Annotated in this window: 12 protein-coding genes; 7 read left to right on the top strand and 5 right to left on the bottom strand. The window is 69.9% G+C overall.

Annotated elements, in window-relative coordinates; translation table 11 throughout:
- Window position 1: 1 nt before the first annotated feature.
- From ACQPXB_RS37810 to ACQPXB_RS37800, 3 genes are all read right to left on the bottom strand, one after another.
- Complete coding sequence (locus tag ACQPXB_RS37810) at window positions 2–874, bottom strand: LuxR C-terminal-related transcriptional regulator (protein WP_432846386.1); 873 nt, start codon at window positions 872–874, stop codon at window positions 2–4.
- Between the two features lie 16 nt (window positions 875–890).
- Window positions 891–1,385 (bottom strand): PaaI family thioesterase, encoded by a 495-nt coding sequence (locus ACQPXB_RS37805; protein WP_432846385.1) that lies wholly within the window; start codon window positions 1,383–1,385, stop codon window positions 891–893.
- A 106-nt stretch (window positions 1,386–1,491) separates the two neighbouring features.
- The gene (locus ACQPXB_RS37800) at window positions 1,492–2,643 is read right to left on the bottom strand and encodes an acyl-CoA dehydrogenase family protein (RefSeq protein WP_366587475.1); all 1,152 of its coding nucleotides are present in this window, start codon (window positions 2,641–2,643) and stop codon (window positions 1,492–1,494) included.
- A 443-nt stretch (window positions 2,644–3,086) separates the two neighbouring features.
- Here ACQPXB_RS37800 and ACQPXB_RS37795 point away from each other — a divergent pair, with 443 nt between their 5' ends.
- From ACQPXB_RS37795 to ACQPXB_RS37765, 7 genes are all read left to right on the top strand, one after another.
- Window positions 3,087–3,725, top strand: coding sequence for a TetR/AcrR family transcriptional regulator (locus ACQPXB_RS37795; protein WP_432846383.1), 639 nt, complete (start codon window positions 3,087–3,089; stop codon window positions 3,723–3,725).
- A gap of 67 nt (window positions 3,726–3,792) precedes the next feature.
- Window positions 3,793–4,935, top strand: coding sequence for an acyl-CoA dehydrogenase family protein (locus ACQPXB_RS37790; RefSeq protein ID WP_432846381.1), 1,143 nt, complete (start codon window positions 3,793–3,795; stop codon window positions 4,933–4,935).
- 23 nt (window positions 4,936–4,958) lie between these two features.
- Window positions 4,959–6,134 (top strand): acyl-CoA dehydrogenase family protein, encoded by a 1,176-nt coding sequence (locus ACQPXB_RS37785; RefSeq protein ID WP_432846379.1) that lies wholly within the window; start codon window positions 4,959–4,961, stop codon window positions 6,132–6,134.
- 12 nt (window positions 6,135–6,146) lie between these two features.
- Window positions 6,147–7,766 carry an AMP-binding protein gene (locus tag ACQPXB_RS37780; protein WP_432846377.1) on the top strand — a complete coding sequence of 540 codons (1,620 nt, stop codon included), beginning with the start codon at window positions 6,147–6,149 and terminating at the stop codon, window positions 7,764–7,766.
- 6 nt (window positions 7,767–7,772) lie between these two features.
- Window positions 7,773–8,276, top strand: coding sequence for a GNAT family N-acetyltransferase (locus ACQPXB_RS37775; protein ID WP_432846376.1), 504 nt, complete (start codon window positions 7,773–7,775; stop codon window positions 8,274–8,276).
- Window positions 8,277–8,373: 97 nt separating this feature from the next.
- Entirely contained in the window at window positions 8,374–9,414 is a 1,041-nt protein-coding gene (locus tag ACQPXB_RS37770) for an alpha/beta fold hydrolase (protein WP_432846374.1), read from the top strand.
- Window positions 9,415–9,664: 250 nt separating this feature from the next.
- Window positions 9,665–10,879 (top strand): MFS transporter, encoded by a 1,215-nt coding sequence (locus ACQPXB_RS37765; RefSeq protein ID WP_432846373.1) that lies wholly within the window; start codon window positions 9,665–9,667, stop codon window positions 10,877–10,879.
- 54 nt (window positions 10,880–10,933) lie between these two features.
- On the opposite strand, the gene ACQPXB_RS37760 is transcribed toward ACQPXB_RS37765, so the two are convergent.
- Window positions 10,934–11,305: a hypothetical protein gene (locus ACQPXB_RS37760; protein ID WP_432846371.1), complete on the bottom strand. Its 372-nt coding sequence runs from the start codon at window positions 11,303–11,305 to the stop codon at window positions 10,934–10,936.
- A 179-nt stretch (window positions 11,306–11,484) separates the two neighbouring features.
- Window positions 11,485–12,258, bottom strand: coding sequence for a maleylpyruvate isomerase family mycothiol-dependent enzyme (locus ACQPXB_RS37755; protein WP_432846370.1), 774 nt, complete (start codon window positions 12,256–12,258; stop codon window positions 11,485–11,487).
- Between the last annotated feature and the right edge of the window lie 31 nt (window positions 12,259–12,289).

Below are 12,289 nucleotides of genomic sequence, written 5' to 3'. Positions count from 1 at the left end.
TTCACAACAGTCCGTTCAGCCGCGCCTGATGAGCGGCGGCAGTCCGGTTGTGGACTTCCAGTTTGCGCATCGCCGATCGGAGGTAGGCCTTGACGGTCTCCAGGCTCAGCCCCAGCCGGGCGGCGATCTCCAGGTTGCTGGCCCCCACCTCCGCCAGCCGCAGCACGTCGATCTCGCGGGGCGCGAGCGAAGCCGACGCCGCGACCTCGGCCCGCGCCGGCTCACCCGTCAGGTCCGCCTGGATCCGCTCCAGCCGCGCCCGCAGCTGCGGATCGCTCGTGTCTCGGATGAGTGCCGCGAGCTCGGCGAGCGCACCCCGCGAGCGGACGGCCGCATGACCGGGATCGCGCCGCAATCGTCCCTCTACATCGGACTGCAGTTGTTCGGCGACCACCACGGCACTGCGCACGGTCCGGTCGCCGATCGGGTTGCCTTCCCGGACCGCGCCGTACAGCACCCCGCGCACCTCACCCCGGACCAGCACGGGCACGGCGAAGACCGAGGTCAGCCCCTCCTGCCGCACCACGACGTCGTACTCGTGGGTGATCGCCATCGTGGACGCGTAGTCGTTGACCCGGAACGGGGTCCGGCTGCGCAGCACGCACCCGCCGAGCCCCTTCCCGGACTGCACGACGAGCCCCCGCAACGCATCGCCGGAGTTGCCCATCAGCCGGTCGAGCACCAGGTGCAGGCCGCCGGTGCCGTGCCGCGTGGTGCCGCCGAGGGCGATCGGCAGGCCGGTCACCTTCCGCAGCCGCTCCAGCCGCTCGGGCAGCAGGTCGTCGATGATGCGCCGGATCGCGCTCCCGTCGTCCACTGTGGCCGTCGGGGTGGGCCACAGTGGACGACGGGAGCGCAGCTCGGGTCCGTTCATGTCCGCCTCGTCACCGTCACGCGTCGGTGGTGAACACCATGCACGAGCTCGTCGCGTGCGCGAGCAGCCGATCTTTCGCGTCGCGGACTTCGGCGTGTGCCAGCGCGGTCCGCCGGCCACGGTTGATCACGTGGCCGGTGGCGCGGAGCGTGCCGATGTCCGCGGTGAGCGGCCGCAGGTAGTGCACCGAAAGGTCCAAAGTGGTGTATGTGCTGCCGACCGGCACGGTCGTCTGCACGGCGTAGCCGGCGGCGCTGTCGAGCAGCGTCGCGGCGACCCCGCCGTGGACGATGCCGATCGGGTTGTAGAGGTGCTCGCCGACCTCGCCCACGAGCACGGCGTGGCCGGACTCGATCTCGGCGAGCCGGAAGCCCAGGGTCGCGGCGATCGGCATGATCCCGGCCTCGCCGGCGTCGAGCAGGTGCCGGCTGAACTCGAGCCCGTCCATCTCGCGGCTGAGTTTGGCCATCTCCTGGGGGTCCACCCAGCTGTATGTCCGAGTGCCTTCCATGGCGGGATCGTACCTCCGATTTACTAGGATGACCTACTGTTGGTCGTCATACCTTCTTCACCGGGGCCCCGGGCGAACCCGGGGCCCCGCCGATCGCGCGCAAGCGTCAGAGCCCGAGCTCGCGGGCGATGAGCATCTTCTGCACCTCGCTCGTGCCTTCGCCGACCTCGAGGATCTTGGCGTCGCGGTAGTACCGCGCAACCGGGGCTTCGTTGATGAACCCCATGCCGCCGAAGATCTGCGTGGCGTCGCGGGCGTTGTCCATGGCGGCGTTGGACGAGATGAGCTTCGAGATGGCGGCCTCGCGCTTGAACGGCTCGCCGCGCAGCATCTTCGCGGCTGCCGCGTAGTAGGCCAGCCGCGCGGTGTGCGTGCGGGCCTCCATCTCGGCGATCTTGAACTGGATGGCCTGGTACTTGCCGATGGGCCGGCCGAAGGTCTCGCGCTCGTTGGCGTAGCGCACGCACTCGTCGACACAGCCCTGCGCGAGCCCCGTGGCCAGCGCGGACACCGCGACCCGGCCCTCGGTGAGGATCGAGAGGAACTGCGCGTAGCCGCGGCCGAGGCCGCCGAGCAGGTTCGCGGCGGGCACGTGCACGTCGTCGAACCCGAGCTCACGCGTGTCCGAGGCGGCCCAGCCGACCTTCGAGTACGGCTTGGACACGCTCAGGCCGGGCGTGCCCGACGGCACCATGATCGTCGAGATCTCCTTGGCGCCCTTGTCGTCCGTGCCGGTCACCGCGGCCACGGTGATCACGCCGGTGATGTCCGTGCCGGAGTTGGTGATGTAGGCCTTCGAGCCGTTGATCACCCAGTCGTCACCCTTGCGGACAGCGGTGGTCCGCGCGCCGCCGGCGTCGGAGCCGGCGCCCGGCTCGGTGAGGCCGAACGCGCCGAGCACCCGCCCGGTGCACAGCTTCGGCAGCCATTCCTGCTTCTGCTCCTCGGTGCCGAACCGGTAGATCGGCATGGCGCCCAGCGACACGCCGGCCTCCAGCGTGACCGCGACCGACGAGTCGATCCGCGCCAGTTCCTCGACGGCCAGGCACATCGCGAAGTAGTCGCCGCCCATCCCGCCGTACGCCTCGTCGAAGGGCAGGCCGAACAGGCCCATTTCCCCCATCTTCGCCACGATCTCGTAGGGGAACTCCTCGCGCATGTAGAACTCGCCGATGACCGGCGCGACCTCGTCGCGCGCGAACGCGGCGACCGTCTTGCGCAGTTCCTCGTGTTCCTCACTGAGCCTGTTGTCGATCACGATGACTCCCTCGAGTCCAAAGGACAGTTGTTTCGTTCGGCGTCACCTGGTGGCCGAGGCGGACCGCTGAACCCGGCGATTCCCCGGGGCGGTGATCGTGTGTGCGGCACTCTCGTCGCTTCGGTCACGAGCCGCGCCTGACCGGCGCACACCTGCTCGTCCGCGACCCGTTGTTAGCGGTCGTTAACACGCTCGATGTTAGCGCTCGCTAACCGGGCTGTCCAGGTGACGTACAACGCTCTCCTTGGAAGTTTTCGTTGGCAGACAAGGGGAATGATCGCGATGGTGGCAGAGCGGCCGGAGGCCGACAACGCGGTTACCCCCATTCAAGGGTAGCGGCGGCGGGCCGGGCGATGCATAGTGGCGACGAGCGTAACGTTGTTCCGTATCGATGTTCCGTAACGTCGGTTCACACCAGGGAGGCAGAGTGTTACGATCGCGCTGTGCCCCGGGTGAAGCAACGCACCGAAGCGCTGCGCGAGCGCGGGCTGGCCAGTGCGCTCGCAGTCCTCGCCGAGGAGGGCGTGGCGGGGCTGACCACGCGCACGGTCGCCCGCCGGGCCGAGGCCTCGGTCCCGGCCATCTACGAGGTGTTCGGCGACAAGGCGGGCCTCATCCGCGAGGTCTTCTTCGAGGGATTCCGCCTGCTGGGCGACGATCTGGCCGCGCTGCCGGCCGACGACGACCCGCTGGCGGCCCTGCGGCACCTCGCCGAGGCCTTCCGCCACTTCGTGGTCGCGAACCCGGTGCTGGCCGAGATCATGTTCTCGCGCCCGTTCACCGACTTCGACCCCACGCAGGACGAGGACAAGGCCGGCGTCAAGGTGCGCAAGATCTTCGTGCACCACATCCGCACCGCCGTCGACGCGGGCCTGTTCGCCGCGGACCCGACGGACATCGCGCACGTGTTCTTCGCCTACGTCCAGGGCATTGTAGCCGCCGAGAGCGCCCACCGGCTGGGCGGCTCGAAGCAGTCGGTGGACCGCCGCTGGCGCCTGGGGCTCGACGCGTTGATCGCCGGCCTCGGCCAGGCTCCCGCCCCCGTTCGTCGTCGTGCCGGGACTCGCGCCAAGAACGCCTGAGCGCCACCGCACGACCTCGCTCTTTTCCTCGGGCCCATGCCCGTTTCCGCACGTCAGGAGATCAACCATGGCCAGCCGTGCCCCCCGCCGGCCCCCGTTCGACACCCCGCCCGACCTGCTCGACTTCACCCCGAGCGAGGATCAGCGGCTGATCCGCGACACCGTCGCCGAGTTCGCCGCCGAGCACCTGCGTGCGCGGGCGGGCGAGGCCGACGCGGCGGGCGCGGCGCCCGACGACCTGGTCACCAAGTCCGCCGAGCTCGGCCTCAGCCTGCTGGGGGTGCCGGAGGAGCTCGGCGGCGTGGCCACCGCGCGGTCCGCGGTCACCGCGACCCTGGTCACCGAGGCACTGGCCACCGGCGACATGGGGCTGGCCGTGGCGTGCCTCGCCTCGTCGGCCGTGAGCACTGCGCTCGTGCTGTGGGGGAGTGGCGAGGCGCAGGAGGCGTACCTGCCCGAGTTCGTCGGGGACACCGTGCCGGCGGCGGCTCTCGCCATCCTCGAGCCGCGGGCCGTGTTCGACCCGTTCGAGCTGCGCACGGTGGCCCGCCGCACGGCGGGCGGGTTCGTCCTCGACGGGGCCAAGTCGCTGGTGGCGCGGGCCGCGCAGGCCGAGATGTTCGTGGTCGCGGCGGAGCTGGCCGGCCAAGGGCCTGCGTTGTTCATCGTCGAGGCGAACGCCCCGGGGCTGAGCGTCGAGGCCGAACCCGCGATGGGCCTGCGCGCGGCCGGCACGGGACGGCTCGACCTGGCGGCGGTGCACGTACCCGAAACGGCCCTGATGGGTGACGCCGAGCCGGCTGCCTACGCGGAGTGCGTGCGGCTGTCGCGGCTGGCCTGGTGCGGTCTCGCGGTCGGCACCGCGCAGGCCGTGCTCGACTACGTGATCCCGTACGTCAACGAGCGCGTCGCCTTCGGGGAGCCGGTGAGTCATCGCCAGGGGGTCGCGTTCAAGGTCGCCGACATCGCCATCGAGCTCGAAGGCATGCGGCTGGCCACCTACCGCGCGGCCGCTCGCGCCGACGCCGGGCTGCCGTTCGCCCGCGAGACGGAGCTCGCCCGCAGGCTGTGCGCCGACAAGGGCATGCGCATCGGCAGCGACGGCGTGCAGCTGCTCGGCGGCCACGGCTACGTCAAGGAACACCCCGTCGAACGCTGGTACCGCGACCTGCGCGCGGTCGGTGTCGCCAGCGGTGTCGTGCTCGTCTGAACCGGTACGCAAGGAGCAAGCCAGTGATCCACCTCGAAGTGCCGGCCGGACTGTCCACAGTGGTCGACCAGGCCCATCTCACCGCGGAGAAGCTGCTCCGGCCGGGTTCCCGGCGCAACGACCGCGCCGAGCACACGCGTCCGCCGGAGCTCGACGCCCTCGCGCCGCTCGCGGACAGCCTCAACACGGCGGGCGGGCGGGCCTCGGCGACCGCGGAAGTCCGCAACGGACGCAACCTCGCCAGCGTGCTCGGCATCATGGAGCTGTGCTGGGGTGACGCGGGAATGCTGTTGTCCCTGCCCCGCTTGGGCCTCGGTAACGCCGCCATCGCGTCCGTCGCGAACGCCGAGCAGGCCGAACGGTTCGCGGGCAAGTGGGCGGCGATGGCCATCACCGAGCCCGACACCGGTTCCGACTCCGCCGCCATCCGCACCACGGCCGTGCTCGTCGGCGACCACTACGTGCTCAACGGTGAGAAGATCTTCGTCACCTCCGGCGAGCGCGCCGACGCCGTGGTGGTGTGGGCGACGCTCGACCGCACGCTGGGCCGCGCGGCGATCAAGTCGTTCGTGGTGGAGAAGGACTCGCCGGGGTTCGAGCTCGTGCGCCTGGAGCACAAGCTCGGCATCCGTGCCTCCGACACCGCGCACCTACGCTTGGACAACGTGCGTGTGCCGCGGGAAAACCTGCTCGGCGACCCGGAGATCAACGTCGAACGCAGCTTCGCCGGCGTGATGCAGACGTTCGACAACACCCGTCCGCTCGTCGCGGCGATGGCCGTCGGCGTGGCGCGGGCCGCGCTCGACGAGACGCGCACGCTGCTCGCCGAGGCCGGCCTGACCATCGACTACGACCGCGCCGGCCCGCGGCAACCCGCGGCCGTCGCGACGTTCCTGGACCTGGAGGCCGACTACGAGGCGGCCTACCTGCTCACCCTCGAAGCGGCGTGGATGGCGGACAACGCCCGGCCGAACTCGATGCACGCGTCGATGGCCAAGGCGAAGGCCGGCCGCAGCGCCACGGACATCGCGCTGGGCTGCGTCGCGCTCGCCGGCAGCCTCGGCTATTCGGAGGACTCACTGCTGGAGAAGTGGGCGCGCGACGCGAAGATCATGGACATCTTCGAAGGCACGCAACAGATCCAGCAGCTCATCGTGGCGCGCCGGCTGCTCGGCAAGTCGTCCGCCGAACTCAAGTGATCGGAGTGGATCATGCTCTCCTACGCCCGCGGCGCCGACAGCCCGGCCCTGCTCGAAGAGACGATCGGCGCGAACTTCGAACGCACCGTCGCCGCGCACGGTGACCGCGAGGCCCTGGTCGAGTTCGCGACCGGACGGCGGTGGACCTACACCGAGCTCAACGCGGACGTCGACACGCTCGCCCGGGCGTTGATGGCCGTCGGGGTCGAAAAGGGCGACCGCGTCGGCATCTGGGCGCCGAACTGTGCCGAGTGGACGATCACGCAGTACGCCACCGCGAAGATCGGCGCGATCCTGGTCAACATCAACCCGGCGTACCGCACGCACGAGCTGGCGTACGCGCTCGAACAGTCCGGCGTCACGCTGCTGATCTCGGCGAGCACGTTCAAGACCAGCGACTACGGGGCCATGATCGACGAGGTCCGTGCCGGCACCGCGCTGCGCACCGTGGTGTACCTCGACACCGACGACTGGCAGCAGCTGCTCGACTGCGCGACGGGTGAGGAGGACCTCGCCGGACGGCTGGCTTCGCTCAGCCCGAGCGACCCGATCAACATCCAGTACACGTCGGGGACCACGGGGTTTCCCAAGGGCGCCACGCTGAGCCACCGCAACATCCTGAACAACGGCTTCTTCGTCACCGAGACCATCGGCTTCAGCCCCGAAGACCGGCTGGCGATCCCGGTGCCGTTCTACCACTGCTTCGGCATGGTGATGGCCAACCTCGGCTGCACCACGCACGGCGCCGCGATGGTCATCCCCGGCCCGGCGTTCGACCCCGCGACCACGCTCAAGTCCATTCAGGACGAACGGTGCACGGCGGTGTACGGCGTGCCGACGATGTTCATCGGCATGCAGGCGCTGCCCGCTTTCGCGGAGTACGACCTGAGCACGCTGCGCACGGGGATCATGGCCGGCGCGCCGTGTCCCGTCGAGGTGATGAAGCGCTGTGTCACCGAGATGCACCTGGCGGAAGTGTCCATTGCGTACGGAATGACGGAGACTTCACCGGTGTCGTGCCAGACGCTGGCCGACGACGACCTCGACCGGCGCACCGCGACGATCGGGCGTGTGCACCCGCACGTCGAGATCAAGATCGTCGACCCCGAGACCGGTGAGACCGTGGAACGCGGGACGCCGGGCGAGTTCTGCACGCGTGGCTATTCGGTGATGATCGGGTACTGGAACGACCCGGAACGCACGGCGGACGTCCTCGACGCCGATGGCTGGATGCACACCGGCGACCTCGCCGTGATGCGTGAGGACGGTTACGCGCTGATCGTCGGCCGGATCAAGGACATGGTGATCCGGGGCGGGGAGAACGTGTATCCGAGGGAGATCGAGGAATTCCTCTACACGCACCCCGACATCGAGGACGTGCAGGTGGTCGGTGTGCCCGACGAGCGGTTCGGCGAGGAGCTGTGCGCGTGCATCAAGGTGCGCGCCGGCTCGGCCCCGCTCGACGCCGCAGCGATCCGCGCCTTCGCGACGGGAAAGCTGGCGCACTACAAGATCCCGCGGTACGTGCGCCTGGTGGAGCAGTTCCCCACGACGGTGACCGGCAAGATCCGCAAGATCGAGATGCGGGCCGAGTCGGCCAAGGCGCTGGGGCTTCCGGTGCCGACGCTGTGAGGGGCCATGGCTCCTGACGCCGACCTGGCGGCGCGGATCGTCATCCGCCGACCTGTCGCCGGGGACGGTGAGCCGGTCGGAAGATTCCTGATCGGACTGTCGCTCGCCAGCCGGTACCACCGGTTCTTCTCCGGCATCCGGTACATCTCCCCGGCTTTGCTCACCACGCTGACCACGGTGGCGCCCGGCCAGGTCGTGCTCCTCGCGCTCGACGGCGAGACCGTGGTCGGGCACCTGATGGCGACCGACCACGACGGTGACGGGGTGGACATCGGCATCGTCGTCGCCGAGGACTACCAGTTCCGCGGGATCGGCCGGAAACTCCTGCAGGAGCTGACGAACGCTCTGTCGGACGGCGGTTCGACGCGGGTGCGGTGTGATGTGCTCGGCGCCAACTACTTCGTGCTCGACTGGCTGCGGCGGCGGTTGCCGGACATCCGGTTCGTGCGGCACGGGGAGACGATCACCGTCCACGGAACCCTTGCCGCTCCTGGGAACCCGTGGCGGTGACGTACACCGACAGCGTCACTTGACGCTCGCGCCGAAGATCACTGTCCACATAGGTTTGGCGCGTCAACGAACAAGCACTATCTCCCAGGGAGCTGGAATGATCAACCGGAGGCAGTTCGGCCAGGCCTTTGCCGCGACGGCGGCGGCCGCGTCGCTGGCCGCGTGTTCCACCGGACAGGGCGCACCGGCAGCCGCGCCCGCCGCCGCACCCGGCGACGACCTCAGGGTCGGCTCCGGCAAGAACACCTCGCTCGGCCCGATCAAACAGGTCAAGGCCGGGCTGCTCGACGTCGGGTACGCCGAGTGGGGTCCGGCCACGGGCAAACCGGTGGTCCTGCTCCACGGCTGGCCGTACGACCCGCACAGCTACGTCGACGTCGGCCCGCTGCTCGCGGCGGCCGGCTACCACGTCTTCGCGCCGTTCCTGCGCGGTTACGGGCCGACGACGTTCCTGTCGAAGGACACCGTCCGCAATGGACAGCAGGCGGTCGTCGCGCTCGACATCGTGGCCATGATGGACGCGCTGCACCTCGACAAGGTGATCCTCGGCGGCTACGACTGGGGTGTGCGCACCGCGGACGTCATCGCGGCGCTGTGGCCGGAGCGGGTTCAGGCGATGGTGGCGGTGAGCGGGTACGGCATCAACAACCTGGAGGTCAACAAGCAGCCGCTGGCGCCGCTGGCCGAGTACGGCTGGTGGTACCAGTACTACCTCGCCACGGACCGCGGTGTCCTCGGGTACACGAAGTACCGGCACGACTTCAACAAGCTGATCTGGAAGAACGTCTCTCCGAAGTGGAACTTCGACGACGCGACCTACGACCGCACGGCGCAGGCGTTCGACAACCCCGACCACGTGGCCATCGTCGTGCACAACTACCGCTGGCGCCAAAGCCTCGCGCCGGGCGAACCGCAGTACGACGTCTACGAGCAGAAGCTTCAGGCCTCACCCAAGATCGGCGTCCCGACGATCACCATCGGCAGCGACTTCGACGCTGCCGCGGCCGACGGCAAGGCCTACCGCGACAAGTTCACGGGCAAGTACGAGCACCGGACGTTCACCGGGATCGGCCACAACGTGCCCCAGGAAGCACCGCAGCCGTTCGCCAAAGCCATCATCGACGTCGACAAGTTCTGAGGCTGCCCGCGAAAAGTCCGTTCGAGGGGAATTGTGGAGTTCTGCCGCGGGAGTTGTGCTCCAGTCGGTCGGTGACCGGTGTGGGACTCGCCACGAGCGGGCCGGTGAGCAGGCCGGGCTTGCGAAGATCGGCCCGTGCGCACAGGACTTCTCGCTGCCGAAATACCAAGTCGCCTCGCTCTGTGGCACTCCGGAGGTCGGAGAGCGAACGGTTCCGGCCGTGACCGGCTGATCGCGGCGGTGGCCGGGCATGGCTGAGGAGTTTCGGCTGCGGTCGGTGGCTGTCGCGGTCTACGGGCCCGCCGCGTTGTTCGGGCTGGCGGAAGGGTCGATGCTGCCGGTCGTCGCGCTGAGCGCGATCGACCGCGGGGCCACGACGTCGGTGGCGGCGTTGATCGGGGCGCTGCTCGGGATCGGCTCGCTGATCACGAACATCCCGGCGGGCATCCTCGCCACGCGGGTCGGCGAGCGGAAGTCGATGTTGGTGGCGGCCGGGGTGACCGCCGTCGGGCTGGTGCTGTGCCTGGTGAACATCGGCGCGGGGCAGGCGGCGCTGGTCGTCTACGGCGCCGGCGTACTGCTGATCGGTGCGGCGAGCGCGGTGTACAGCCTGGCACGCCAGTCGTACCTGACCGAAGCCGTGCCGCTGCACATGCGGGCGCGGGCGTTGTCGACGCTCGGCGGGACGATGCGCGTCGGGCTGTTCCTGGGTCCCTTCGCCGGGGCCGCGGCGATGCAGATCTGGGGACAGGCCGGCGCGTACTACCTGAGCCTCGTCGCGGTGCTCGCGGCCGGGATCGTCGTGTACCGGGTGCCGGACCTGGAGACGGTCGAGGAAAACCGCGCGGCCGCGGCGGCGGTCACGACGTGGGGGATGGTCAAGCAGAAGTGGCGGGTGTACGCGACGCTCGGCGTCGGCATCCTGCTGCTGTCGGGGATCCGGCAGACGCGCCAGACCGTCGTTCCCCTGTGGGCGGCCCACCTCGGCCTCTCGCCCACGGTCAGCTCGGTGATCTACGGCTTCGCCGGCGCGATCGACGCGCTGGTCTTCTACCCGGCGGGCAAGGTGATGGACCGCCGTGGCCGCCGGTGGGTCGCCGTCCCTTGCACGTTCGTGCTCGGAGCTTCCTTCGTCCTCATGCCGCTGACGCACGGGCCGGTTCTGCTCGCCCTGGTGGCCATGGTGATGGGCTTCGGCAACGGCCTCGGCTCGGGCATCGTGATGACACTCGGCGCGGACGTCTCGCCGACCGTCGGCCGCCCGACCCACATCGGCATCTGGAACGAGCTGGCCGACATCGGGTCCGGCCTCGGCCCGCTGCTGCTGGCCGGTGTGACCGCACTGGCCGGGCTCGGGCTGGGGATCGTCGCCAGTGGATTCGTCGGCTTCGCCGCGGCGGGGGCGCTGTGGGCGTGGATCCCGAGGACGACGCACCGGGTGCGAAGAGTCGCCGAGCGGACGTGACCGCCGCGGCGCACACGCGGCGGCTCAGGCGTCAGCGGCCCGGACGGCAGCGGCTCAGGCGTCGAACCACTCCTCGGCGCCGTGGCTCGCGACGCGCAGCTGGCCTCCCACGAGCACCCACAACACGCTGGCGAAGAAGTGCCCGTTCAGCATCAGCACGATCCCCTGGATCACGATCAGCCAGTTGACCGTCGTCATCGCACGCAGCACCCACCGCGCACCACCGCCGAGTGCGACGGCGCACGCCGCGAACGTCGCCGCACCGGCCACGTCGAGCACCACACCCGCGACGAGGAACGCACTCCACCAGCCGCTGCTGTCCCCGACCTCGGCGACGCCGTAGCCCGTCGCCAACAGGGCGGCGGCGACCTGCAGCCACAATCCCCACCGCAGGACGCGGATCGTCGGTGGTTCGTCGACTGCCACTGTCCTCAACCGATCACAAAGTGTCGCAACGACACCAGCGGCTGTCCGAATTCGCACAACCCGTGCGGCAGACCGCACACCCCAGAACCGCTCACGTGCGAAGGTTATCGCCGGGAGGACGGAAAACGGGCTGACCGTGATCGAAACCGGTCAGCCCGCTGTCCATTCCCAACACGGCGTCAGAAGCCGGGGAACACCCGGCGCAGGTCGTCGAGCGAGAGGGCGCCGTCGACGGTCACGCCGGTGTCGTGCGGAGGCTTCAGCCGGCCGCTGACCAGGCGGATGAAGGCTTCGGCCGGGCCGTTGAACGTGGCCGAAGGTGACTCGAGGTGGTCCACCACCGTCACGGCTTCGTCGATCACCAGGCCGGCACCCGGGATGGCGACCGACGCCGGCTTGCCGAGTTCGGCCGGTTTCGCCAAGAAACCGAGCATGAAGCCGATCGGGCCGGCCATCAGGTCGACGAGCACCTCGGCCGAGCCTGCTGCCACGCCGGCCTGGGGGTCGAACGCAACGCGCACGTCCCACGAGTGGTTGGCGACCTCGTTGAGGCGCATGCCCAGGGCGGTCAGCAGCGAGACCGGCTCGGGCAGGAAGCCGAGGTCGACGGTCAGCGACGAGCGCTGTTCGGGCGTAAGCGCCTCGACGGTGTCGAGCCAGCGGGCGTTGTGCTCCAGGAAACCTTCGGCCTGCGCGCGCGGCGCGGAGCCGTCCCAGCGGGCCCAGATCGTCGGGTTGTCTTCGACCGCCACGGTCTCGCCGGCGGCGCGGGCGATCGGCGCGCGGCCGATCTCGGCGCCGCTGCCGAGGTGGGACAGGGCCTGCGCGACGGTCCATTCGGCGGCGCCGCTGGTGGTGGCCAGCTGCTCGTCGGTGAGGGTGCGGACGAGGGCGGCGAGCGTGTCGTGCTCGGCGCGAAGGGCGGTGATCGTGCGGTCCACGAGTTGGCTCATGCCACGCTCAACTCCCGAATGGACGGCTGTG

It is taken from the genome of Amycolatopsis sp. CA-161197 (assembly GCF_050942255.1).
Lineage (GTDB): Bacteria > Actinomycetota > Actinomycetes > Mycobacteriales > Pseudonocardiaceae > Amycolatopsis.
The sequence above is the reverse complement of the archived record's forward strand: the minus strand, read 5'-3'. Positions and strand labels throughout refer to the sequence as shown.